At 62.7% G+C, this 23,406-nt stretch carries 21 protein-coding genes and 1 tRNA gene (1 of these 22 running past the window's edge); 12 read left to right on the top strand and 10 right to left on the bottom strand.

Translation table 11 applies throughout. From position 1 onward, the window contains the following. From AUJ55_07975 to AUJ55_07935, 9 genes are all read left to right on the top strand, one after another. Positions 1-33 carry the final stretch of a hypothetical protein gene (locus AUJ55_07975; GenBank protein OIO56697.1) on the top strand. The gene continues 264 nt to the left of window position 1, outside the view, so 33 of the gene's 297 nt are visible here — the last part of the coding sequence; the start codon falls outside the window, past its left edge; the stop codon is at positions 31-33. 10 nt (positions 34-43) lie between these two features. Then, a complete protein-coding gene (locus AUJ55_07970) occupies positions 44-562 on the top strand; it encodes a hypothetical protein (protein OIO56696.1) in 519 nt (172 codons plus the stop codon). Next, positions 547-1,554 (top strand): hypothetical protein, encoded by a 1,008-nt coding sequence (locus AUJ55_07965; GenBank protein ID OIO56695.1) that lies wholly within the window; start codon positions 547-549, stop codon positions 1,552-1,554. The genes AUJ55_07970 and AUJ55_07965 overlap by 16 nt, the downstream gene beginning before the upstream one ends. Then, a complete protein-coding gene (locus tag AUJ55_07960; GenBank protein ID OIO56694.1) occupies positions 1,551-2,183 on the top strand; it encodes a dTMP kinase in 633 nt (210 codons plus the stop codon). The genes AUJ55_07965 and AUJ55_07960 overlap by 4 nt, the downstream gene beginning before the upstream one ends. Further along, positions 2,180-3,187: a hypothetical protein gene (locus AUJ55_07955; protein ID OIO56693.1), complete on the top strand. Its 1,008-nt coding sequence runs from the start codon at positions 2,180-2,182 to the stop codon at positions 3,185-3,187. Before AUJ55_07960 ends, AUJ55_07955 begins: the two co-directional genes overlap by 4 nt. After that, on the top strand, positions 3,162-4,328 hold the full coding sequence (locus tag AUJ55_07950; GenBank protein OIO56692.1) for a hypothetical protein: 1,167 nt from the start codon (positions 3,162-3,164) through the stop codon (positions 4,326-4,328). Before AUJ55_07955 ends, AUJ55_07950 begins: the two co-directional genes overlap by 26 nt. 63 nt (positions 4,329-4,391) lie before the next feature. Then, positions 4,392-5,945: a methionine--tRNA ligase gene (locus AUJ55_07945; GenBank protein ID OIO56691.1), complete on the top strand. Its 1,554-nt coding sequence runs from the start codon at positions 4,392-4,394 to the stop codon at positions 5,943-5,945. Positions 5,946-5,967: 22 nt separating this feature from the next. Beyond that, a complete protein-coding gene (locus tag AUJ55_07940) occupies positions 5,968-6,333 on the top strand; it encodes a hypothetical protein (protein OIO56690.1) in 366 nt (121 codons plus the stop codon). Positions 6,334-6,343: 10 nt separating this feature from the next. Next, positions 6,344-7,723 (top strand): hypothetical protein, encoded by a 1,380-nt coding sequence (locus tag AUJ55_07935; protein OIO56689.1) that lies wholly within the window; start codon positions 6,344-6,346, stop codon positions 7,721-7,723. Positions 7,724-8,302: 579 nt separating this feature from the next. Here AUJ55_07935 and AUJ55_07930 read toward each other — a convergent pair. The 6 genes from AUJ55_07930 to AUJ55_07905 all read right to left on the bottom strand — a co-directional run bounded on the left by AUJ55_07930 (position 8,303) and on the right by AUJ55_07905 (position 15,591). Continuing rightward, positions 8,303-8,533, bottom strand: a complete 231-nt coding sequence (locus AUJ55_07930) for a hypothetical protein (protein OIO56688.1) — start codon at positions 8,531-8,533, stop codon at positions 8,303-8,305. A 92-nt stretch (positions 8,534-8,625) separates the two neighbouring features. Next, a complete protein-coding gene (locus AUJ55_07925; protein ID OIO56687.1) occupies positions 8,626-9,225 on the bottom strand; it encodes a peroxidase in 600 nt (199 codons plus the stop codon). A gap of 178 nt (positions 9,226-9,403) precedes the next feature. Further along, positions 9,404-9,479 (bottom strand) — tRNA-Asn (locus tag AUJ55_07920). A gap of 77 nt (positions 9,480-9,556) precedes the next feature. Then, positions 9,557-11,044 carry a polyphosphate:AMP phosphotransferase gene (locus tag AUJ55_07915; GenBank protein OIO56686.1) on the bottom strand — a complete coding sequence of 496 codons (1,488 nt, stop codon included), beginning with the start codon at positions 11,042-11,044 and terminating at the stop codon, positions 9,557-9,559. Between the two features lie 31 nt (positions 11,045-11,075). After that, complete coding sequence (locus AUJ55_07910) at positions 11,076-11,555, bottom strand: hypothetical protein (GenBank protein ID OIO56685.1); 480 nt, start codon at positions 11,553-11,555, stop codon at positions 11,076-11,078. Between the two features lie 160 nt (positions 11,556-11,715). Further along, positions 11,716-15,591: a phosphoribosylformylglycinamidine synthase gene (locus AUJ55_07905; GenBank protein OIO56684.1), complete on the bottom strand. Its 3,876-nt coding sequence runs from the start codon at positions 15,589-15,591 to the stop codon at positions 11,716-11,718. Between the two features lie 468 nt (positions 15,592-16,059). Here AUJ55_07905 and AUJ55_07900 point away from each other — a divergent pair, with 468 nt between their 5' ends. From AUJ55_07900 to AUJ55_07890, 3 genes are read left to right on the top strand one after another with little or no spacing between them, the layout of a single operon-like run. Beyond that, positions 16,060-16,929: a squalene synthase HpnC gene (locus AUJ55_07900; protein ID OIO56720.1), complete on the top strand. Its 870-nt coding sequence runs from the start codon at positions 16,060-16,062 to the stop codon at positions 16,927-16,929. Positions 16,930-16,932: 3 nt separating this feature from the next. Beyond that, positions 16,933-17,796 (top strand): squalene synthase HpnD, encoded by an 864-nt coding sequence (locus AUJ55_07895; GenBank protein ID OIO56683.1) that lies wholly within the window; start codon positions 16,933-16,935, stop codon positions 17,794-17,796. Next, positions 17,793-19,058 (top strand): hypothetical protein, encoded by a 1,266-nt coding sequence (locus AUJ55_07890; protein ID OIO56682.1) that lies wholly within the window; start codon positions 17,793-17,795, stop codon positions 19,056-19,058. Before AUJ55_07895 ends, AUJ55_07890 begins: the two co-directional genes overlap by 4 nt. Positions 19,059-19,068: 10 nt before the next feature. Here the strand turns inward: AUJ55_07890 and AUJ55_07885 are convergent, their stop codons facing one another. The 4 genes from AUJ55_07885 to AUJ55_07870 form a co-directional block, all read right to left on the bottom strand. Further along, positions 19,069-19,482: a hemerythrin gene (locus tag AUJ55_07885; GenBank protein OIO56681.1), complete on the bottom strand. Its 414-nt coding sequence runs from the start codon at positions 19,480-19,482 to the stop codon at positions 19,069-19,071. A 236-nt stretch (positions 19,483-19,718) separates the two neighbouring features. After that, complete coding sequence (locus tag AUJ55_07880; protein ID OIO56680.1) at positions 19,719-20,897, bottom strand: hypothetical protein; 1,179 nt, start codon at positions 20,895-20,897, stop codon at positions 19,719-19,721. 8 nt (positions 20,898-20,905) lie between these two features. Next, positions 20,906-22,312 (bottom strand): hypothetical protein, encoded by a 1,407-nt coding sequence (locus tag AUJ55_07875; GenBank protein OIO56679.1) that lies wholly within the window; start codon positions 22,310-22,312, stop codon positions 20,906-20,908. Next, the gene (locus AUJ55_07870) at positions 22,284-23,372 is read right to left on the bottom strand and encodes a 4-hydroxy-3-methylbut-2-en-1-yl diphosphate synthase (GenBank protein ID OIO56678.1); all 1,089 of its coding nucleotides are present in this window, start codon (positions 23,370-23,372) and stop codon (positions 22,284-22,286) included. The genes AUJ55_07875 and AUJ55_07870 overlap by 29 nt, the downstream gene beginning before the upstream one ends. Between the last annotated feature and the right edge of the window lie 34 nt (positions 23,373-23,406).

Here is a 23,406-nt window from a genome sequence, read left to right as displayed (position 1 = left end):
GCGAGGGGGAGGGGGGAGGGGATTCCTGCCTGAAGCCGACAGTATGCGTCGCGATTGGGCCATCGCCCTGCTCAGCGCCTGGACCCCCCCTGCTGCGCAGCCGGGGGTGGTTGGTCCCAGCACCACCCCCGCTTTGCCCCCCAATCACCCCCTGGCGGGGATCAAATCGCTCAGCGCCGCCCATTGGGTCCAGGTGCGGCGCGAGGCGCAGGGGCAGGGGTGGTTGGATGCCATCGTCCCAGATGCACAAGGGTTTCTTACCGAGGGTGCGGGGCACAATATTGTTTGGATGACCGGCGCCGACCAGATCGTCACCCCACCACTAAATCAAGGGATTCTGCCGGGAATTGGGCGGCGCCGTTTGCTCGAACGACTGCAACAACGGGGCATTCGGGTCGAGGAGCGCCCCCTGCATCGCGACGAACTACCCTCCGGCGCCAAGATGATTCTGACCAACGCTGTCGTGCCACCCCGCCCCGCCTTTTGGCTGGCCCCACCCGTCCAGGAAGACAACCTTCCCGACTGGTTGATCGCGGAGATCCAGGCATGGCCCGCCCCTTGATGGTGCTGGCACGCCGGGCTGCCGGAATCGGCTTCGGCACCGGACTCATCCTCTTTGTCGCGCTGCTGGCCTGGGGCATGAGGGGAGAGGTTCATCCCGGGATCGTTTGGATCCCCCCCGGCAGTTCGGTCGAGGCCAGCGCACGGCTGTTGCACAAGGGGGGAATCATCGCGCATCCCACGGCGTTTCGTTGGACCGCCCGACTGATCGCCCCCCAGGGGTTGCGTTTTGGGGAATATGCCGCTGGGCACGAGATGGTGGCGCAGCTGATCGACCGAATGGCGCGGGGCGACATCTTGATCCACTGGGTGACCTTCCCCGAGGGGTGGGGCGTTCGCGACATGGATCGGCGCCTTGGCGCCATGGGGTTACTTCAGGAGGGGGCCTTCGCGGCGGCCTGCGCCATCAAGCCCCCGGCGCGCTTGGGAACGCCGACCTACGAGGGGTGGCTGCATCCCGATACCTACGACCTGACCCGCCCGGTCGACCCGGCGTCACTACGCGACCGCATGACCGCCGTTACCCAACAACGGCTAAGCCAAGCGATGCAGGGTTATCGTGGCCCACTGAGCCCCGCCAACATGTTGACGTTGGCCTCCCTGGTCGAGCGCGAGGCGCAGTTGCCCGAGGAACAGCCCCACATCGCAGCGGTATTTTTGAATCGGCTGACCAAAAAGATGAAGCTGCAAAGCGATCCCACCGTGATTTACGCTCTGGGGGAGGCCTACGACGGCAATCTGACCCGGGCCAACCTGGCCATGGACCATCCCTACAACACCTACAAACGCGGTGGCCTGCCGCCCGGCCCCATCGGCAACCCCGGTTTTGGCGCCATCGAGGCGGCGTTGAATCCCTTGGCGAGCGACGACCTGTACTTCGTCGCCAGGGGGGATGGGGGGCACCGATTTTCGGCCACCTTGGCCGAACACAACCGCAACGTGCAGATGTGGATTCGTTGGCAACGGCAACTGAAAACGGAGCAAAACCCTTGAAACACGGTTGGTTCATCACCCTGGAAGGGGGCGAAGGGGCGGGTAAGTCGACCCAAATCCGGCTGCTGGCCGAGCACCTGCGCGCCCAGGGTCGCGAGGTCGTCGTCACCCGGGAACCCGGTGGCTCGGCGCTGGGCGAGGCGATTCGGGGACTGCTGTTCGCCCACTCCATGCAGCCGCGCACCGAGTTGGCTCTGGTTGCCGCCGGCCGTCAGGACCACCTCGACCAGATTATTCTTCCGGCGCTGGAGCGCGGTGCCGTGGTGCTGTGCGACCGCTACGTCGATTCCACCTATGCCTACCAAGGTTGGGGACGACGGCTCGATCTGCGCGAGGTCGACGCCGTGGCCAGCTGGAGCACCGCGCGCCGTCCCCCCGATCTGACCCTGTGGTTCGATCTGCCGGTCACCCTTGGTTTGGCACGGGCCGGAAAACGCAGCGACAACAACCGTTTCGACGCCGAATCGACCCGCTTTCATCGTCGCATCCGCGCCGCGTTTTTAGAGCGGATGTGGGGCGAGCCGCAGCGTATTCGCCGCATCGACGCCAGCCAATCCATCGAGGCGATTCAGACCCAGGCGCGGGGGTTGATCGCCGCCCTGACAACCACGCCGGGGAGGGGAGGGTGACGCTGCTCGATACCCTGATTGGCCACCACGAGGTACGGCAGCGGCTGGAGCACAGGCTGCACGACGGCAAATTCCCCCACGCCCTGCTGCTGCTCGGCCCCCCCGGAGTCGGCAAGGGGCTGCTGGCCCGGGGGCTTGCCCAGGCGCTGCTCTGCGCGACCCCCAAGCGAGGGGTGGCCTGCGGCGCCTGTCCCGCCTGTCGGCAGATTGAGGATCCCACCGTCGGTCATCCCGATCTGATGGGGATTGAGCCGGTGGGCAAAAAGCGGGAGATCCCCATTGATGCGGTCCGTCAGGCCAACGCCTGGCTCGGTTTAACCCCGCTGGCCGCCAAACGGCGACTTCTGATTCTCGATGGCGCCGACCGGCTCAACCGCTTTTCGGCCAATGCACTGCTCAAAACGCTGGAGGAACCTGCGCCGGGGGCCCATCTGATCTTGCTCGGAGTCTCCACCGCCCGGGTCCTGCCCACGATCCTGTCGCGCTGCGTCAAGATGCATCTACACCCGGTGGCGCAACCCGATCTGCTGGTCTGGCTCAGCCAAAAGTATCCCGATTTGCCCGAGACGAGCCTGGCTCGCGCCGCCGTCATCGGGGGTGGAGCGCCGGGGGTTGCTCGGGGGTGGTTGGAGGAAAAGCGGCTGAAAATCATGGAGCGGTTTGGGGAGGATGCCGCTATCCTTGCCCGCTGCGAACCCGCCTCGCTTCTCGAAATGGCCCAACGGTGGGTCTCTATGGACGACTTCGAAGCGATCGGCATTTTGATCCGCGCCTGGCTGCGCCAATTCTTCGACGCCATGATCCCGCAAGATGGGGGGTCGGGTTTTGGTTTAACCCCCCTACCGGGGGCGGTTGAACCGCAGCGATTGCTGCAAGCCGAGGAGCGGATCACCCTTTGGGAAGAGGATCTTGAGCGGATGGTCAATCCACTGCTCGCCACCGAAGGGCTTCTTATTGACCTGCAAAGGGTACTGGTTCATGGCCGAAAGGCTTATCGGACTTAAGCTCCCCTCCAGCGCGAATGTTTTTTTCGTCCCCACGCCTGAGTTTGCCACCGAGGTCGGGAGCACCGTCTTGGTGCGTCTGCGCCTGGGGCGCGAAGAGCTGGCCCGGGTTGTCACCACCCATGTCGAGCGCGACGAACCCTTCTTCGGGGTGATCGACACCTTGATCCGCCCCATTGCCGACGACGAGCTTAACAAACTCGAAAAGCGCAAGGAGCAGGAGCGCCAAGCGCTGACCATCGGACGAGAACAGGCACGGCTGCTCAACCTACCGATGAAGTTCTCCGAAGCGCTCCTCGACGATGAGGGGCGGGTCATGAACATCACCTTCGCCGCCCCCCATCGGGTCGACTTCCGCGCCCTGGTGCGGGCCCTGGCCGCGAAACTTCACCTGCGCATCAACCTGCGTCAGATCGGGGTACGCGACCTGGCCGGAGAGATTGGTGGTCTCGGCCCCTGTGGCGCAGAACTGTGCTGCGCCTCGAAGCTGGGCGGAAACATGGACCCCGTTTCACTCAAGATGGCGAAAAACCAGCATTTGTCCCTCAATCCCGACCAAATCTCGGGTGTGTGTGGACGGCTGATGTGTTGCCTGTCGTTCGAGGATGAGGCCTACCGCGAGCTCAACCGCTCCCTACCTCGGCAGGGGACCCACTGCTGCACCAAGAGCGGCCAATGCGGTCGGGTGGTGTTTCAACACCCCCTGGACCGGGCGGTTACCCTACAAATTAAGCCGGGTGAAAACCTCAAGGTTTCGGTGGACGAATTGGAGGGTAGTGGTGGGGAACGTCGTGCGGCACCCAGCCAGGATCCGCCTGCCGCACGCACACCGGTCGCCACACCGGTGGCCGAATGTGTCGATCCAGAACCGAGTCCCCCTCCCACCCCCGTCGCCGAACCACGCCCCGAAGAGCGGACGGAACGGGCAGTTCAATCCCGCCCCCCCAGGGGCCGGGGGCGCCCCCAGGAGCAACGGCAACGCGCTGCTGCCACAGTGCCGTCCCAACAAGAGACTTCCCCCCAGCCCCCCCCCCAACAAGGGGAGGGGGAGGAGCGGTCCAATCGGGGTGGCCGACGCAGGCGTTCCCGGCGGCGCGGGCGCAGCGGGGGGGGCGAGGGTGGATCGGCCCCCGCTTCGTAACCTCAACTCAATCGCCTAAACCACTTAAAACAAAACATTAAAGCCTTTAGGGCCAACCACGTCATGAGCCAGCTCCAGACCTTCTTCGTCACCACCCCGATCTACTACGTCAACGACCGCCCCCACATCGGCCACGTCTACACCACGGTTGCCGCCGATGTAATGGCCCGTTTCAACCGTCTCGACGGCAAAGAGGTCTTCTTTTTGACCGGGAGCGACGAGCACGGTCAGAAGGTGGAGCGCTCCGCCGAGGCGCGCGGCATTGCCCCCATTGCCCTGGCCGACGAGGTGGTGGCCGAATACGCCAGCTTATGGGAACGCTTCGAGATCAGTTTCGACCGCTTCATCCGCACCACCGAGCCGGGGCACAAAGAGGCGGTCAAGGCGATATTTCAGCGGCTGACCGCGTCGGGGACCCTCTATAAGGGGAGCTACGAGGACTGGTACTGCACCCCTTGCGAGTCGTTCTGGACCGAAACCCAGATTCGCAACGGTCTGTGCCCCGATTGCGCCCGTCCGGTCGAGCGGCTGGCCGAGGAGTCCTACTTCTTTGCTCTGTCGCGCTACACCCAACCTTTGATCGACCATATCGAGTCCCACCCCGAGTTCATTGGCCCCGAAAGCCGTCGCAACGAGGTGCTTGCCTTTCTTAAAAATGAAGAGGGGCTGCGCGATCTGTCGGTGTCGCGTACCGGTTTCACCTGGGGGATTCCGGTCCCCGGCGACGACAAACATCTGATTTACGTTTGGATCGACGCCCTGACCAACTACTTGAGCGCCTTGGGTTATCCCGATCAAGAGGGGTCGATGGGCCGGTTCTGGCCCCCCAGCCTGCACCTGATCGGTAAGGACATCCTGCGTTTTCACGCCATCTACTGGCCCGCCATGCTGATGGCGGCCGATCTGCCTTTGCCCAAACGGCTCTACGCCCACGGCTGGTGGACGGTCGAGGGTGAAAAGATGTCGAAATCCAAGGGGAACGTGGTCCGCCCCGACGATTTGCTGGCCAAGTATCCCCCCGACGTGATTCGGTATTTCATGCTGCGCGATGTCCCCTTCGGGGGCGACGGCGACTACTCCCAAGCCTCGCTCGATATGCGCTACACCACCGAGCTCGCCAACGATCTTGGCAATTTGGCGCAGCGGGTTCTGAGCATGGCGGTGAAGCAATTCGGGGGGATTCCAAGCCGCAGCCAGGCGATGGAAAACGACGAGGCGGCGCTGCTGGCCACGCTGCTGCGCAGCCGCGACGAGGTCCGAGCACAGATCGAGGTTCAGGCCTTCCACAAGGCGCTCGGTGCCATTTGGCAGGTGGTGGGGGAGGCCAACCGCTTCATCGACGCCACCGCCCCCTGGGCCCTGGCCAAACAAGCCGATCAGCGTGGTCGTCTGGCCGGGGTGCTGCTCAGCGCGATGGAAACCATCCGCGGGGTGGCGATACTGTTGCTCCCCTTCATGCCGACCATGGCGGGGAAGATCTTGCAGCAGATGGGGGAGGAGATCCCCGATACCCGGCGTGGGTCTTGTGCCGGGCTCGACCTGCTGGTCGGCGAGCCCCGGTTGAGCCAAGGCAAGACGTTGGACAAACCGGTGGGGGTGTTTCCCCGCCTGGGCTGATCCTATTTAGAGGACCACCACCATGAGCCAGGAGCGCCGCACCGAATCCCGATCACCCATCCGGGTCAACGTGCAGTACCACACCGCTGATGCGGTTTACGAGGGGTACACCGACAACATCAGTGGTGGCGGGATCTTTGTCCGTACCAAAGAGGCGCTCCCGGTCGGGACCGAGGTGACCCTGGTACTGCACCTGCCCGACGAGCATGTGATCGAGATCGATGGCAAGGTGGTTTACGCCAACCCCTTTGAAAATACCCGTCCCCTGATGCAGGGGATGGGTATTCAATTCCGCCATACCTCGGACGAACAGCGCGACGAGATCCGCCGTTGGGTTCGCGATGTGGCCAAGCTCCACACCGAAGGACCGGCCTTCCGCCCCTTATGAGTTGCCCGCAGTGAAACCCTTTGATACCCATGCCCACCTCGATTACCTGATGGGGCAAGAAGACTGGCCCCAGATTCTTGAGCGCACCCTCGACGCCTGCGATTTTGTGCTGATCCCCGCCGTCGAACCCCCCTATTTTGAGCGGGTGTTCCAGGCAGCGGCCTTGAGCGACCGGTTTTTTGTCGCCATGGGACTGCACCCTTGCGACGTCCAAACTCCACCCAGCGTCGAAGAGATCCTGGGCTGGGCCTCCCATCCCAAGGTGGTGGCGTTGGGGGAGACCGGTTTGGATTACTACCACGACCTCACCCACATCGAAGCTCAGAAGGCTAGCTTTCGCAATCATATACGGGCATGTCTTGAAGCAGATTTACCCGTCATTGTGCACAGTCGCGACGCTGATGAAGACACCTACGCGATCCTGAAAGAGGAGGGGCAGGGGCGGTTGCGAGGGGTGATGCACTGCTTTTCAAGTGATCGGGCGCAGGCACAGCGGGTGGTCGAATTGGGGCTGCTGGTCTGCTTTTCGGGCAACGTCACCTATAAGAAGGCGTTGGACATTCAAGAGGCGGCCACCTGGGTGCCCGACACCCACCTGCTGGTCGAAACCGACGCCCCCTACCTGAGCCCGCAGCGCTGGCGGGGCAAACGCAACGAACCGGCCCAGATGATCGCCACCCTCGAAAAACTTGCCGAATTACGGGGTGATAGCCTGGAAGACGTCGTGCGTATTACCCGCGAGAACGGGCGGCGGCTGTTTCGCATCGACCAGGAATCCCCAGAGGGGGAGATCGCCTACACGATCCGCAACAGCCTCTACCTCAACGTCACCAACCACTGCACCCTGCAATGCGCCTTTTGCCCCAAGTTCGACGACTTCATGGTGAAGGGGCATTACCTCAAGCTGGCCAAAGTGCAGCCGAGCCCAGGTCAGTTGATCGAGGCGATCGGCGATCCGACTCGCTTTGATGAGATCGTCTTTTGCGGCTACGGCGAGCCGACCCTGCGTTTGCCGGTGGTGCTCAGCGTTGCTCACTGGATTAAAGAACATGGCGGGAAAACCCGCCTAAATACCGACGGTTTAAGCAACCTGGTGCACAAGCGCAACACCATCCCCGAGCTGGCCCAGGCCATCGACCGCATCAGCATCAGCCTCAATGCCCAGGACGAGGCGACCTACAACCGCCATTGCAGGCCCGGTTTGCAGGGCTCCTATGAGGCGATGAAACGGTTCATCGCAGAGGCGGCGGCCCATGGGGGATTCCAGGAGGTGATCGCCTCGGCCATTGATGGGTTGGAGGGGGTTGATGCCGAGGCGTGTCGGGTTTTGGCAGAATCGTTGGGGGCCCATTTCAGGGCTAGGCCCATGGATCGGGTTGGGGACCAGTAGGGGATTCATCGGGCTGGGGTGGTGGATTGAAGGTGGGGTTCGGTGTAGCCGAGAGGCGCTGTTGTCGTGCAGGGTTGTCTCTTCATTCGCGGACCGAAGGTTGCTCCAGCAACGTTACGTGGGGACCGTTCGTCCATCGAGGCTGTGGTAGGCGATCTCGGTCGCGAAGCGAAGCTGGTGGGGGAAGGAGACGTTCTCTCGATTGGCTAGGGAAACGCTGAAAAAAGACCTCCTGCCTTTTTCAGCGACGTTTCGCAAAAACCAAACGTAGTCGCCCTGATGCGGCGATGGTTTTTGCTTCGCTTGCAAAACCAGCAGAGCTTCGGCGACTTAGGTCGCCTTCTACTTACGTTCCTGATTTTGGCGGTCCATCCGTGGGCCGCTCGCAAGCGCCGATTAAATCAGCGTTTCCTTAGAAAACCGCGTCATACACAATATTACATAACATACATTCTGAGTGTGTATGTGTCTTCAAAAAACCACCGAAACGGTGGCTCTTTGAAGAAAGAAATTATCGGAACGCGCGGGTTTAGACCCCAAGCATCACGGAGCCGTGACTCGATTCCAGCATCCGCAGCCTCAAAAAACGTTGCGCACCTCGCTGACCTCGGGAATCCGCTGCTTCATCACCCGTTCAACCCCCATCTTCAAGGTCATCATCGCGCTTGGGCAGGTGCCGCAAGCCCCTTTGAGCCGCACCTTGACCACGTCACCTTCCAACGCGATGAATTCGATGTCGCCGCCGTCCATCTGTAAGCGCGGACGGATTTCGCTCAGCACCCCTTCAACAGCACGAACATCGATGGCCATGGTTTCCCCATTCGCAGCAATCAGAAAAAAGGGCCGCCCAACAACATGGGCGGCCCTCGATGGTTCAAAACGCTTTTTTTACCAAAGACCTATTACAGCTCGCTGGCGTGTTTAGCCAGGTACTCGGCGACCCCTTCGGTGCTGCCCTTCATACCCTCTTTGCCTTGCTGCCAACCGGCAGGGCAAACCTCGCCGTGCTCTTCGGTGAATTGCAGAGCGTCGATCATACGCAGCATCTCGTCGATGTTGCGGCCCAGGGGCAGATCGTTGACCACTTGGTGACGGACGACGCCGGCCTTGTCGATCAGGAACGAGCCGCGCAGCGCCACAGAGTCGCCGATCAGCACGTCGTAGTCGCGGGCGATGTTCTTGGTCAGATCGGCAACCAAGGGGTACTGGACGTTGCCAATACCACCGTTATTCACTGGGGTGTTTTTCCAGGCAAGGTGGGTGAAGTGGGAATCGATCGAAACCCCGATCACCTCAACGCCACGGCTCTTGAAATCGGCCAGGCGGTGGTCAAAGGCGATGATTTCAGAGGGACAGACGAAGGTGAAATCCAGGGGATAGAAGAATAGGACAACATATTTGCCTTTGTAGTCGGCCAGCTTGAAGGACTCGTTGATGCTGTTGTCGGGCATGACCGCTTTGGCGGTGAACTCGGGAGCCTGCTTGGTGACGAGAACGCTCATGGGAAAAACCTCCTAAACCAAGATGAATTGAACAGGCGGGTAGTAGGGTTAAACAATGCCCGTGATTTATAAGGAGGGGGTCCCAGGGGGTCAAGGGGAAATCCGAGTTTTTTTATCGGATATTAGCTTCGGGCCACAAAAAAGGGGCCTCGGATTGGTCCGAGGCCCCTTTTTTGATTGGCTCCCCGGGCCGGACTCGAACCAGCGACAGGGTGGTTAACAGCCACCTGCTCTACCGACTGAGCTACCGGGGAATGTGAAGCGGCGCGAATCATGGGAATGTGACATGGGGCTGTCAACCCTTTTGCCAAAAATCCCGTGAATATCGGACCTACAGCGCTTCATCCAAGCGGCGACAGACCGTTTTGAGCACCTCGATCCTGGCAAATTTCTTGTCGTTGGCCGGGATTAAGCTCCAGGGAGCGAACTCGGTGCTGGTGCGGGCGACCATCTCGTTGACCGCCTCGGCGTACTGAGGCCACCGCTCGCGGTTGCGCCAGTCCTCGTCGGTGATTTTGTACTGCTTGTAAGGAATCTCTTCGCGCTCCTTGAAGCGCCGCAGCTGTTCGTTGGGATCGATGTGGAGCCAGAACTTGTTGAGGATGATCCCATGCTCGGTGAGTTGCTCCTCGAAGTCGTTAATTTCGTTGTAGGCCCGCATCCACTCGTCGGGTTGGGCGAACCCTTCGACCCGCTCGACCAGCACCCGCCCATACCAAGAACGGTCGTAAACGGTAACCCGTCCAGCACGGGGGAGATGGCGCCAGAAACGCCACAGGTAATGCTGGGCCCGCTCTTCGTCGGTGGGGGCGGCAATCTGGATGATGCGGTACACCCTGGCATCCATGGCAGCGATCATGCGCCGGATGTTCCCCCCCTTCCCCGCCGCGTCCCACCCCTCGAACACCACCACGGTGGAGCGGCCCGCTGCGTTGGCTCTGCGGGTTAGGCGGTTGAGCTCACCCTGCCAATGGATCAGCTCCCGCTCGTAGGTCCGTTTGTTGCCAATTTTTTGTTTGAGATCGACATGGTCGAGGATGGTCAAGCTGGCTTTGGGGTCGGTGGGGGGAACCGGATGGGGCGATGCGGGGGGGGCAATATGGGCCAAACCGCCGTTCAGGCGGCCCCGGATCGCTTCGAGTAGGGTGCGACCGACAAACAGTTCGCGGTAACTTGGATCCTCAGCCTCGACCAGAATCCATGGCGCCTCGCCGGTATCGGTACGGCGGATCGCCCGCTCGGAAACCTTGGCGAACTTGTCGTAGAGGTTGAAGTGTTTCCAATCGGTGGCACTAACCCGCCAGCGGGTGTCGGGGTGGGACTCGAGCTTGGTCAGCCGTTTTTTCTGAGCTTTTTTGGACAAATGAAACCAAAACTTGAGGATCAAGGCACCATCGCGCACCAGCATCTGCTCGACGTTGGCGATCCGGGCCATCTCATCATCCAGCTGGGCGTTTTTGGTTTCGCCGTACACCCGCCGAATGATCGGCATGGTGTACCACGAGCCAAAGAGCAAGCCGATCTTGCCCCGGGGGGGAAGAGCCCGCCAAAAACGCCACCAGCGGGGCCGTTCCCGCTCTTCATCGGAGGGGGTTCCAAACGCGGCCGCCTCCAACCCTCGGGGATCGAGCCACTCGTGCAGCCGGTTGACCGTCTCGCCCTTTCCGGCACCGTCGACCCCGGCAATGATGACAACGACCGGGATGTTGCGGCCACGAAGCTCGTCTTGCGCCTCTAGCAGTTGGGCCCGCAAATCGGGGAGCTGCTCTTTGTAGGACTGCTTGGAGACACTACGTCCCAATTCCGCCGCTTCGAACATGCTTTCCCCCGCTGTTGTCTCGATGCCGCTGCTATTCCCCCTGCAGTCGGCCGGTATAGCGATCCTGCTCCGTCAACAAACCGTGGTCGATCAGCCACTGTCGAGCATCGGCGGCGTCGGTTTCAAACCACCCCTTGGCCGAGCCCACCACGAAGTTGTACCCCCAGGCATCCATATCGGCCAGTAACCGCTCCATTCCGACGCCGCGCAGATGGTCGCGGGCCAGCACCACCTGCAGGTAGCAAACCCCCTCCTCCTCTTTGCGTGTTCCCCCCGCCTCACGATGCAGGGTGGCACGGCGCTGGGGATCCATGCAGATCAGGTGACAGAGCTCGTGCAAAAAGGAATGAACCGGGGTATCGCCCCGCACGTAGACGGTGCTGCCGACCAGCCCCGCCTCGGGCTCCCCCCAGAAGGTTCCGGGCAGGCTCCCTCCCGGTTCGACCCAGCCGATCTCGACCCCGAGGGGGGCGACGAATCCCTCCCAGTAGTCTTTAGAAAACGCTTCCATCAACTGGACTTGAGGCTCTGGGTTCATGCGGCGATACCTGGAAAATCAAGGTTTGTGGGAGCGCCGCCTCGGCGCAATTAAATAGCCCCGAGGGCGCATCGCTCGATTGAAAAAAGGTGGGTGAATCATCGAGCCGGGGGCGGAGCTCCTACCAATAAGATCAACCCACCCAGGCCCGGGCATTGCGGAACATGCGCAGCCACGGCCCCTCTTCGCCCCAACCTTCGGGGTGCCAGGAGTACTGCACCGAGCGGAAGACCCGTTCGGGATGGGGCATCATGATGGTGATGCGGCCGTCGCTGGTGGAGACCCCGGCGACCCCGTTCTCGGAACCATTGGGGTTGGCCGGGTAGGTGCGGGCGATGCCCCCGGCGGGATCGGCATAGCGTAGGGCAATGGCCGCCTGTTGATCTGAGCCGCAGGTCGAAAACACCGCCCTGCCCTCCCCATGGGCTACTGCGATGGGGAGAATGGAGCCCTCCATCCCCTGCAAAAAGATCGAGGGGGAGGCGCCGACCTTAACCAGCGACAGACGGGCCTCGAATTGCTCGCTCAAATTGCGCTCGAAGCGGGGCCAGAGCTCGCCGCCAGGGACGATCTCGCTGAGCGAAGAGACCATCTGGCAGCCGTTGCAAACCCCGAGGGCGAAGCGGGTCGGGTCGGTGAAGAAGCCCTGGAACATCGCACGCAGGGCGTTGTTGTAGAGGATCGAATTGGCCCAGCCGCGACCGGCCCCCAACACGTCGCCGAACGAGAAGCCACCACAGGCGACCAATCCTTGGAATGCAGCCAGGTTGTGACGCCCCTCGATCAAGTCGCTCATATGTACGTCGATGGCGGCAAAACCGGCCCGGTCGAAGGCTGCAGCCATCTCGACCTGCCCGTTGACCCCCTGCTCGCGCAGCACCGCCACCCTGGGGCGAACCCCGAGATTGATGAAGGGGGCGGCGACGTTTTCGGTGGGATCGAAGGTCAGCTGGGTGGCGGTCAATCCCGGATCGTCGGTTTTGAGCAGCCGGTCGTAGGCCTCTTGGGCACAGTCGGGATTGTCGCGCAGCGCCTGCATGCGGTAGCTGGTCTCGGACCAGGCCCGGTGCAAGGCGGTACGCCTGGCCTGCAACACCACCGCGCCGCCATGGTAGATGGCAATCCCCTCCCCCGTCTGAGGCCTGGCCACCTGGGTGGCAGCATCGGCCAAACCGGACCGTTCAAACGCAGCCAGAACTGAAGCCAGATCATCCTCACGCACCTGGATGACCAACCCCGCCTCCTCGTTGAAGAGGGCCGCCAGCAGGTCTTCATCTTCAATGGCGATCTCAAGACCGCAGCGTCCGGTGAAGGCCATCTCGAGCAGGGTGACGATCAAACCGCCGTCGGAGCGGTCGTGGGCCGCCAGAATCAACCCCTGGCGATTGAGGCTTTGCACCGTCTCGAACAGCCCCTTGAGGTCGGCAGCGGCATCAATGTCGGGCACTTGGTTGCCGATCTGGTTGTAGACCTGGGCCAGGGCAGAGCCCCCCAGCCGGTTTTTACCGCGGCCCAGATCGATCAGCAGCAGGGCGGTTTCCCCCTGGTCCAGGCGCATCTGCGGGGTCAGGGTTTTACGCACATCGGTGACCGGGCCGAAGGCCGAAACGATCAGCGACACCGGGGCGACCACGGCGTGATCCCCGCCCGCGTCCTGCCAGACCGTCTTCATCGACAGCGAATCCTTGCCGACCGGAATCGAGATCCCGAGCTCGGGGCAAAGCCCCAAACCGACCGCCTCGACGGCGGCATACAGAGCGGCGTCCTCGCCGGGGTGGCCGGCCGCCGCCATCCAGTTGGCCGAGAGTTTGACGTCGCTCAATTGGGCGATCGGGGCCGCCACGATGTTGGTCAGCGCCTCGGCGACCGCCATGCGGGCTGCGGCAGCGGCGTCGACGATGGCCAGCGGTGTCCGCTCCCCCATCGCCATCGCTTCGCCGGTGGCGCCGACGTAATCGCTGATCGTCACCGCTACGTCGCTGACCGGCACCTGCCAGGGGCCGACCATCTGATCGCGGTGGACCATGCCGGTGACGGTGCGGTCGCCGATGGTGATGAGGAAGGATTTATCGGCCACGGTGGGCAGATGCAGAACTCGGTCGAGCGCCTCGGCCAAGTCGATTCCAACGGTGGTGACCGAGGGCAGCTCGGTGGCAACCGTCTGGGCCTGACGCAGCATCTTGGGGGTGCGACCCAGCAGCACCTCCATCTCGATGTCGATGGGGCGGTTGCCGAGCAGCCGGTCCTCGACCACAAGCCGTCGCTCCTGTGTCGCCTCGCCGATCACCCCGTAGATGCAGCGCTCCCGGGCGCACAACGCCTCGAAGCGGGGCAGGTTTTCGGGGGCGACCGCCAGGACATAACGCTCCTGGGCCTCGTTGCACCAGATCTCCATGGGGCTCATGCCCGGCTCGTCGTTGGGGATGGCGCGCAGGTCGATGCGCCCGCCGCGCCCGGCGTCGTTGAGGATCTCTGGCACCGCGTTCGAAAGCCCCCCCGCCCCGACATCGTGGATCGAAAGGATCGGGTTCTTGTCGCCCATCGCCCAGCAACGGTCGATCACCTCTTGGGCGCGGCGCTGCATCTCGGGGTTGCCCCGCTGCACCGAGGCGAAATCGAGCTGCTCGCTCCCCGCCCCCGCGTCGACCGACGAGGCGGCGCCCCCCCCCAGACCGATCAACATGGCGGGGCCACCCAGCACGATCACCTTGGCGCCGGGGGGGACCGCGCCCTTGCCGACGTGGTTTGCGCGAATGTTGCCCAGTCCGCCCGCGATCATGATCGGCTTGTGGTAGCCGCGAACCTCGCCGTTGGGGGCGGGTTGCTCGTAGCTGCGGAAGTAACCGGCAAGGTTGGGGCGGCCGAACTCGTTGTTGAAGGCGGCCGCGCCGATGGGCCCCTCGATCATGATCTCCAGGGGAGAGACGATCCGACCCGGCTTGGATTCAGCTCCCTCCCAAGGCTGCTCGCCCCCCGGAATGCGCAGATTCGAAACCGAAAACCCGCACAGCCCCCCCTTGGGTTTGGAGCCGATCCCGGTCGCCCCCTCGTCGCGGATCTCCCCGCCCGATCCGGTGGCGGCGCCGGGGAAGGGGGCAATGGCGGTGGGGTGGTTGTGGGTTTCCACCTTCATCAGGATGTGGATCGGCTCCTCATGACCGCCGTATTCCCCGGTAGCCGGATCGGCGAAGTAGCGCTGCCCCACTGCCCCTTCAATCACCGAGGCGTTGTCCTTGTAGGCGACCAGGGTCCCCTGGGGGGTGGTGTTGTGGGTGTGACGGATCATGCCGAATAGGGAGTGATCTTGAGCTTGACCGTCCAAGGTCCAGTCGGCGTTGAAGATTTTGTGACGGCAATGCTCGGAGTTGGCCTGGGCGAACATCATCAGCTCGGCGTCGCTGGGGTTGCGGCCCGCTCGGGTGAAGGCCTCGAACAGGTAGTCGATCTCGTCGGAGGAGAGGGCCAAACCGAGCCGGGTGTTGATTGCCTCCAGCGCCGGGCACCCCTGGCCGAGGATGTCTGCGTGGGCGACCGCGCCGGGGGGGTGGTGGGCGAAGAGGGTTTCGAGCTGCGCAAAGTCGCCCAACACCGCTTCGATCATCCGGTCGTGGATCGCTTCTCCGATGATCTTGAGTTGTTCGGGGCTCAAGTCCTCGCCGTCGTTACCGGCGACCCACCAGGCGATCCCCCGCTCCAAACGCAGCAGGCTGTTCAAGCCGCAGTGCCGGGCAATATCGGTCGCTTTGGTCGACCAGGGTGAGACGGTGCCGGGGCGAGGGGTGACCAGCAACAGCTGGCTCTTTTCGGGCAGCGGTGGCAACGGTGCACCGTGATCGAGCAACCGCTCCAAGATGTGAATTTGGGCGTCGGAGAGGGTTTCGGAGGTCTCGCCAAAGTAGACGAACTGGGTCTGAAGCCGGGGCCGGAATCCCAAGCCCGCCGTCAGGCGGCCGGCGATTTTTTCGATACGAAAAGGGGACAGGGCAACGGCGCCGCGCAGCAGCAGCATGGATCCTCCGGGGTTGAGCATCCCGCGAAGCGGGAAATTTTTTCGGGTGAAGAAAAAGCGAGTTTCAGGGCCGCGAAGTGTACATCAAGCCCCTCGGGTTTCGGCAGTTTGGCGTGCCAGATCTCGGAGAAGAGAAACCCACGGGATGGGGTGGGGGGCGAAACAGCGTTCGAAATCCCGCACACGACCTGTTCTTTATTATGAACAGTGGTTGTTCGGGATTCAGAACGCCCCTGAGGTGGGCAGGGCGGGATAACCGACCGGCCCTTGAGGTCGGGATAAATAACTTATGTTTTCAATAAGATCCGCGTTTTCTTGGTTTATTGAAAACAATTCTCATGCAGCAATCGATCGCAATGCCGCAATGAGAATATCTCTCAGTGTGTCCACCTTCCCTTCATCTGGCCCGACCGCCACAATCCCCCCATGGAAACCACACTCGATCTGCAATACCGGCAATGCCTCGATTTGGCCCGCAGCCACTACGAGAATTTCCCGGTCGCCTCCCCCTTGATTCCCGCCCGGTTGCGCCCCCATGTGGCGGCGGTCTACGCCTTTGCGCGGTGCGCCGACGATGTGGCCGACGAATCGCCCCTGCCCGCATCCCAGAAAACCGCACTTCTGGGCGCCCTGGCCGAGGCGGTACGGCTTCAAACCCCCCTCCCCCCCCCCTGGGACGAGTTGCTCCCCGGGGCGCGCTGGTTTCTTCCCCCCCTCATGGATACCGCACGCCGGTTTGCCATCGACGAAACCTTGCTGACCGACCTGCTCGACGCCTTCGCTCAGGACGTGGTGCGGGCTCGCTACGACCAATGGGAAGATCTGCTCGACTATTCGCGCCGCTCGGCCAATCCGGTGGGCCGTTTGGTGCTACGACTATTCGGTCAGGACACCCCGGAAAACCTGGCCGCCTCCGACCTACTGTGCACCGGACTGCAATTGGCCAACTTCTGGCAAGACATCGCCCTCGACCTGCGCGATCGCGACCGGATTTACATCCCTGCAGCCATCGCCGCCGAGCATGGCGTCGACCTTGAGCACCTGCTTGGGGGGCAAAACGGCCAAAAAAATCTTCAAAACCTGGTCGCCGGTTTGGTGCGGCGCACCACGCCGCTGTTTTTGGAATCCTGGCCATTGGTCGGTCGGCTCAAGGGGCGGCTCAAGCTGGAGATCGCCGCCACCTGGTGGGGGGGCGCCTCGATTTTGCAGGGTTTGGCCGACACCGGTTTTCAACCGTGGGTCCAGCGGCCATCCTTATCGAAAGCCGATCTGCTCAAGGGATGGCGCCCCATTCTTTTTCCTCCCCGGCATCCGCCGCTGCTAAGTCGAGCCGACTGATCCATGGATCCCTTCCAGTACTGCCAAGAACGCACCCAAAAAAGCGGTTCGAGCTTTTACTACGCCTTCCATGCCCTACCCGATGAACAGCGCCGGGCGATGTACGCGCTCTACGCTTTCTGCCGCGAGGTCGACGACGTGGTCGACGAGACCTCCGATGTCGAGGTCGCCCGCCGCACCCTGGCCTGGTGGCGCATGGAGCTGGCTCAGACCTACGCCCCCCAAGGGGCGCCGCAACACCCGGTAACCCAGGCGCTGCGCGAAATCCTTCGAACCTTTCCTCTGCCCCGCGAGCACTTCGAGGCGCTGATCGACGGCATGGCGATGGATCTGACCCTGCCCCCCTTCGCCGACTGGGAGGCGCTCAAGGTCTACACCTACCGGGTCGCCTCAACGGTGGGGCTGCTCTCCATCGAAATCTTCGGTTACCGCCACCCCGAGACCCGAGCCTACGCCGAGGCCTTCGGCCACGCCTTTCAGTTGACCAACATCGCCCGGGATTTGGCCGAAGATGCCCAGCGGGGACGGTGCTACGTTCCCCGCGACCTCATGGCTGAGTACGGCGCCGACTGGGAAACGTTGAAAAACGGCGGGTGGAGCTCCGGGTGGAGCGAGGTGGGGCGCAAGCTGGGGACGATGGCACGGGGGTACTACCGCTTGGCCGAAGAGGCGCTGCCCGAAGAGGACCGCCCCCATCAGCTGCCGGGGCTCATCATGGCGGGGATCTACAGCAGGCAGCTCGACAAGCTCTTCAAGGGGGGGTTCGACAACCGCAACGACCGACTGCGTATGGGGCGGATCGCCAAACTTTGGGCCGCTTGGCGGGTGGTGCGAGGTGAGAAAAAACGGCAGGCCCGAAACCGGTGATCCTTACCCAAAATCAAGCGGCGGTGGTCGGCGGTGGCGTTGCGGGATTTGCCGCCGCCCTGACCCTGCTGCGAGCCGGAACGAAGGTCACCCTGTTCGAGGCAGCCCGCTGGCCGGGGGGACGGGTTGGCAGTCCAAACCCAAACGCCGACTGTGGACGACATGTGCTGATCGAGGGGTACGAGGCGACCCGCGAATTACTGGGCGAAGCGGCCTGGAACGCAGGGTTCGACCGTCGCCCCTTGCACATGGCGCTGCTCGACCAGGCCCCGCCCCTGCATCTGCGCGAAGCCCCGTTGCCCCCTCCCCTGTCGTTGGCCGGTTTTCTTCCCCCGTTGCTGCGCCTGATCGGCTTTGCCGGGTTAGGCCGTCTGGCCGCAGCCCGCCATTTGACCGGACCGACCGCTCCCCCATCGGGTTGGACGGCGGCGCGCTGGTTTGAGCACCTTAAACTGCCCAACGCCTTGGTCGACCGCCTGCTCGCCCCCCTGGTACGGGCGACCTGCAATCTGCAACCGGGCGAGGTCGACGCGGGGCTGGTGCATACCGTCTTTCGGGAATCGTTCGGGCGTGGGGTCGCCGCCAGGATCTGTGTCCCCAAGGGGGTTTTGCCCCAGGTTCTGGTGGCGCCGTTGCTGGAGGAGTTTCACACCCGCGGTGGAGTGCTGCGACTGGGAGCCCCCATCAAAGAGGTCGAGCGCGCCGAGAGAGGGTGGCGACTTGATGGGACCGAGTTCGCCAAAGTGGCGCTGGCCATCCCCCCCCACCGGGTTGCCCGCTGGTTTCCCGAGGCGATCCCCGAATCGTGGCGCGCCCCCAGCCACCGCCCCATCGTCACCGTGGTATTTGCAGCGCTGGCCCCCAGTCCCGCCCCCATCGCCCTCATGCCGGGCCATCCGCTGGAGTGGTTGATCGATCAGCGCCGTTTTTCGGGAAAAAACGAAATAGAGGCGGTGGTTTCGGGTGATCCGGCTTGGGCAGGAGGTGATCTCAAAGCGTTGGCGCAGCGCTGGGGGGAGGATCTCAAGCGGCGCTACCCAGGTATTCTGGGGCAGATCGTGCGGATTGAGGCGGTGCGACAGGCGACGGTCGACCTGACGCCGGAGCGGGTAACGACCCGTCCCAAACCGGGATTGCTACAACCGGGGTTGGTGTTGGCGGGGGATTGGTGCAACACGGGACTGCCGGCCACCATCGAGTCGGCTGTTCGTTCGGGGGTTTCGGCCAGCCGGGTCCTCTTGGCGGAAGAGAGGCCCGGCTGACTTTGGTTGATTAACTGACCCCTTTTTCTTGCAAAAACCGACCCAGCAAGCGGTCGACCCGCAGAATGTGGTCGTTGAGCCACTTCACCACATGGATGTTGATGCCGACGACCAGGGGAACCGATGGGCCGTTGGCTTCGAGCTTGGTTTTCAGCTCGGTGAATTTGTCGATGAAGGCGACGTGCTGCCCCTTGTGGAACATCGTGTCGGGGTATTGGTACTTCTCCATCAATTTTTCTTCGTTGCCAAAATGGTCGGCCACATAGTTTTCGAGGAATCGAAGCACCTCGGAGATCGCCTCCTGCCCATGCCCTTCGTTGCAGGCATCGAGCAAATCGCCGATGCGCCGAAAGAGCTCCTGATGCTGTTTATCGATGGAATCGATACCCACAGCAAGAGAGGGGGTCCACTCGATTTTCTTCATTACCGCACTCCTTCCCCGTTTTTGTATGCAGCTTGCATTTGCCTGTTTGGGGCATGCCCCACAAATCGCTTGCTTGCTTCATCAACCTTTTGCGCCGCCTGCTTGCCCCGCGCTTTTTCTTATCATTTCCATGAATTGACTGTGGAGAATAGCGATAACCCAGTCGAGGTCAATTCGACTGTTTTTTTCATTCCCCAAAATCGCTTCCTAGTGATTCAAGTCCTAAAAACGCCCCCCTACAAGACGCGGCAAAACAAGGTTTTTAAATAATCCCCTTCGCTCATGGCGGGCAGTGTGGGGTGGTCAGGCCCTTGGTGCCCCTGCCCCAGGATTTGCAAACGCCGATGGGCATCGCGGGCCGCCGCTTGCACGGTGCGCCGGAACGTCTGGGGATCCATGTGGTACGAGCACGACGAGGTCACCAAAAAGCCGTCCTCCTCAACCACTTGCATGGCCAAGCGGTTCAAGCGGCGATATCCCTCGATCCCCTCCTTCATGTTTTTGCGGTTTTTGATGAAGGCGGGGGGATCGACCAACACGGTGCCGAATTTTCTTCCCTCGTCGCGGCACCGTTCTAAATAGGCGAAGGCATCTTCAGCCACCACCTCGACCCGGTCGCTCACCGTGTTGATGCGGGCGTTGTCTTCGATTAGGTCGCAGGCCTCGCGGCTGGCGTCGACCAGGGTGACATGGGCAGCCCCCCGTACCGCCGCCTGAATTCCGAACGAACCGACATAGGCAAACAGATCGATGGTTTTACGCCCCCTGGCCAACAATGCGGCACGGGCTCGGTTTTCGCGGTGGTCGTAGAAATAGCCGGTTTTTTGCCCACCAATCAACCGGGTGCGCAGTCCAACCCCGTTTTCGATCAGGTCGACCACCTCGGGCACATGGCCGAAGGCGATCCGCTCCTCGCGGGGGAGCTGCTCCAACTCCCGCACCTGAGCGGTGTTTTTCACCAGAATCCCCTCGACGGGGAACAACAGTTTAAGCGCCTCGATGATTTGCCCCTCGCGGGCATCCATGGCTGCGGTGTGGCATTGAATCACGAAGACTTCGCCGTAACGGTCGATCACCAAGCCGGGCAGCTCGTCCCCTTCGGCAAACACCAGACGGTAGTAAGGGTCGGGGAACAGCCGGTGGCGCAGCTCGTAGGCGCGGCGAATCCGGGTTTGAAACTGGGTGGTATCGAGCTCGATGTTGGGGCGGCGGTCGAAAAAGCGCAGGGCGATCAGGGAGTGGGGATTGCAGGTGGCCGAGCCGAGCACCTTGCCTTGACTCGACCGCACCGTCACCAGCGCACCGGGGGAGAGCTCCTTCAGAGAGGTTTCGATCTCGTTGGAAAACACCCAAGGGTGGCCGGCCAGGGCGCGGCGCTCCTCGTTTTTCTTCAAAACAACAACGCAATGTGGCATGGAGCCTCTCAAACTGTGGGGGAAATCGTGGTTTCGATCAGAGACCGCCAAAGGGACCAGCGTTGGGCGTCGATCACAGCACCGGGAAACACGCCATAGAGACGAACCACCGGTTCGGTGCCGCTGGGGCGGGCATGAAGCATGGTGCCGTCGGGGAGGATCACCCCTACCCCATCGCGCTCCACCACCTCGCCACCCCAGGCGGCCAGTTCGAGCAGAAGGGCCGACGCCCCTTCCGGTTCCCAGAAACCTGGGATTTTTTCTCCGATGCGGCAAACGGAGCCGACCCGTTCCTTGAGTTCTTCCACCTGCTGGGCCAGGGACCCGAAAGCAAGCAAATGCAGCAACAAGGTCAAGACGAACATCCCGTCCTTTTCGGGGATGAAACCCGACCATGCCATGCCGCCGCTCTCCTCCACCGCCAAAACCGCCCGCCCCTCGGCAATGGCCTGGGCCAAATGGCGAAAGGAGACCGGGGTTTCAAGGATGGATAACCCGTGGTGGCGGCAAACCCGGTCGAGCAGCCCCCGAGAGGGGATCGAGCGGGCCACCGCCTGTCCCGCCTCGATCTTCAAGGGGGGGATCAACCCGCGCATGGCGGCGTCGACGATCAGGGCAGCGATCTCGTCGGGGGGGATCCAGACCCCGTGACTGAGGATGCCGAAGCGGTCGCCGTCGCCGTCGCAGCCCCATAGCTCTTGGACGCCCCGAGGATCAACCCCCCGCAGTCGCCCTTCGACCGGATCGGGGGGGGCGCCGCCGAAATCCTCGCGACGCCCCGAGGTCAGGGTATGCAACCGCACCAGGGGTCGGGCCAGGGCATCCCAAATCCCTTGGGTGACACCGTACAAGGGGGCAAAGGTCAGGTCCCGATTTTGAAACTGGGCCGGGGCCAAACGACGTAGCGCCTCAAGATAGGGAGGGATGGGATCGAGGGGGGTTGACTGAGCTGCGACGGTAAGGGGGGATTCGGGGTGATCCAACAGCGCCTGCGCCCGCGCCGCAATGCGGTCGGTCAGATCGGGAAGGGCGGGTCCGCCCCAGTGGCCTGTCAGTTTAAAACCTTGATATTCAGACGAGTTATGACTTGCCGTTAAATTAATACCAAAGCTGGCGCCGCGCCGAATCACCGCATGGGCCAACACCGGGGTAGCCAGGGGGCGCTCGACCCTCTCGATGCGGGCGCCCCCCTGGGCCAGCCCCGCCACGGCCGCTTCCAGCAGCGCCTCGCGCCCCCGGCGGCAATCGGCGCCAACGATGACCATCCCCCCCTGGGACTGCTCCCCCACCGCCTGCGCCAAGGCGGCAATCACCGCCGGGGTGATCTCCACACCCAGGCGACCTCGCACCCCGCTGGAGCCGAAGGCAATGGCCATGGGGGCCGGATTAATGTTGGCCGCGCCGGGAGGCGGCAACCGCCTCGACCTCGGCGATCAACCGTTCGAGCAGTGCCTCGTCGGAGACCTTGCCCACCGGCTCGCCAAAGCGGTAGAGCAGGTTTTCCCCCTTGCCGCCGGTCAGACCAATGTCGACCTCTTTGGCCTCGCCGGGGCCGTTGACCACACAACCGATTACCGCCAGAGACACCGGCTCTTTGAGATGGGCCAGCCGCGCTTCGAGTTGCTGCACCGTCTCGATGACCTTGAATTCCTGCCGTGAACAGGTGGGGCAAGCGATGATATTGACCCCCCGGTTGGAGAGCCCCAGCGACTTGAGGATCTGGTGGCCGACCTTGACCTCTTCGACCGGATCGTCGGCCAGACTCACCCGAATGGTGTCGCCGATGCCGTCGATCAGCAGGGCGCCGAGCCCCACCGCGCTTTTGATGGTGCCGGCAAACCGCCCCCCCGCCTCGGTAATCCCCAAATGCAGCGGGCAGTCGGTCACCTCGGCCAGCTTGCGGTAGGCCGCTACGGTCAGCAGCACGTCCGAGGCTTTCAGGCTGACCTTGTAATCTTTAAACCCGAGCTCTTCGAGGATGGCGATGTGACGCTGGGCCGAGGCGACCATCGCCTCGACGCAGGGCTCGCCGTATTGATCCAGAAGGTCTTTCTCAAGGGAGCCGGCGTTTACCCCGATGCGGATCGACACCCCCCGGTCGGCGGCGGCGGCCACCACCTTGACGATACGCTCGCGGCTCCCGATGTTGCCGGGATTGAGGCGCAGGCCATGGATTCCAGCCTCCAGCGCCGCCAGGGCGAGACGGTGGTCGAAATGGATGTCGGCGATGACCGGGATGGGCGATCCGGCAACGATGGTGTGCATCGCCTGGGCTGCCTCGAAGGTGGGGACCGAAACCCGAACGATGTCGCAACCGGCTTCGGCCAAGCGACCGATCTGGGCCAGGGTGGCCTCGGGATCCTCAGTGGGGGTGTTGGTCATCGATTGAACCGAAACGGGGGCGTCGCCCCCGACGGCGACCGATCCCACCCGAAGTTGCCGCGTGGCGCGGCGGGTAACGGCGATATGACTCATGGGGTCACATCCCTTCGAAATTCTTTTGAGCGAT

The organism is Proteobacteria bacterium CG1_02_64_396, from assembly GCA_001872725.1.
Taxonomy (GTDB): Bacteria; Pseudomonadota; MNWR01; order CG1-02-64-396; family CG1-02-64-396; genus CG1-02-64-396.
The sequence above is the reverse complement of the archived record's forward strand: the minus strand, read 5'-3'. Positions and strand labels throughout refer to the sequence as shown.

Excerpts from the sequence above, each read along its gene's own strand:
- AUJ55_07970 (OIO56696.1), top strand. The coding sequence starts at position 44 with ATGCGTCGCGATTGGGCCATCGCCCTGCTCAGCGCCTGGACCCCCCCT.
- AUJ55_07965 (OIO56695.1), top strand. The coding sequence starts at position 547 with ATGGCCCGCCCCTTGATGGTGCTGGCACGCCGGGCTGCCGGAATCGGC.
- AUJ55_07950 (OIO56692.1), top strand. The coding sequence starts at position 3,162 with ATGGCCGAAAGGCTTATCGGACTTAAGCTCCCCTCCAGCGCGAATGTT.
- AUJ55_07945 (OIO56691.1), top strand. The coding sequence starts at position 4,392 with ATGAGCCAGCTCCAGACCTTCTTCGTCACCACCCCGATCTACTACGTC.
- AUJ55_07940 (OIO56690.1), top strand. The coding sequence starts at position 5,968 with ATGAGCCAGGAGCGCCGCACCGAATCCCGATCACCCATCCGGGTCAAC.
- AUJ55_07930 (OIO56688.1), bottom strand. The coding sequence starts at position 8,533 with ATGGCCATCGATGTTCGTGCTGTTGAAGGGGTGCTGAGCGAAATCCGT.
- AUJ55_07925 (OIO56687.1), bottom strand. The coding sequence starts at position 9,225 with ATGAGCGTTCTCGTCACCAAGCAGGCTCCCGAGTTCACCGCCAAAGCG.
- AUJ55_07915 (OIO56686.1), bottom strand. The coding sequence starts at position 11,044 with ATGTTCGAAGCGGCGGAATTGGGACGTAGTGTCTCCAAGCAGTCCTAC.
- AUJ55_07910 (OIO56685.1), bottom strand. The coding sequence starts at position 11,555 with ATGGAAGCGTTTTCTAAAGACTACTGGGAGGGATTCGTCGCCCCCCTC.
- AUJ55_07905 (OIO56684.1), bottom strand. The coding sequence starts at position 15,591 with ATGCTGCTGCTGCGCGGCGCCGTTGCCCTGTCCCCTTTTCGTATCGAA.
- AUJ55_07895 (OIO56683.1), top strand. The coding sequence starts at position 16,933 with ATGGATCCCTTCCAGTACTGCCAAGAACGCACCCAAAAAAGCGGTTCG.
- AUJ55_07885 (OIO56681.1), bottom strand. The coding sequence starts at position 19,482 with ATGAAGAAAATCGAGTGGACCCCCTCTCTTGCTGTGGGTATCGATTCC.
- AUJ55_07880 (OIO56680.1), bottom strand. The coding sequence starts at position 20,897 with ATGCCACATTGCGTTGTTGTTTTGAAGAAAAACGAGGAGCGCCGCGCC.
- AUJ55_07870 (OIO56678.1), bottom strand. The coding sequence starts at position 23,372 with ATGAGTCATATCGCCGTTACCCGCCGCGCCACGCGGCAACTTCGGGTG.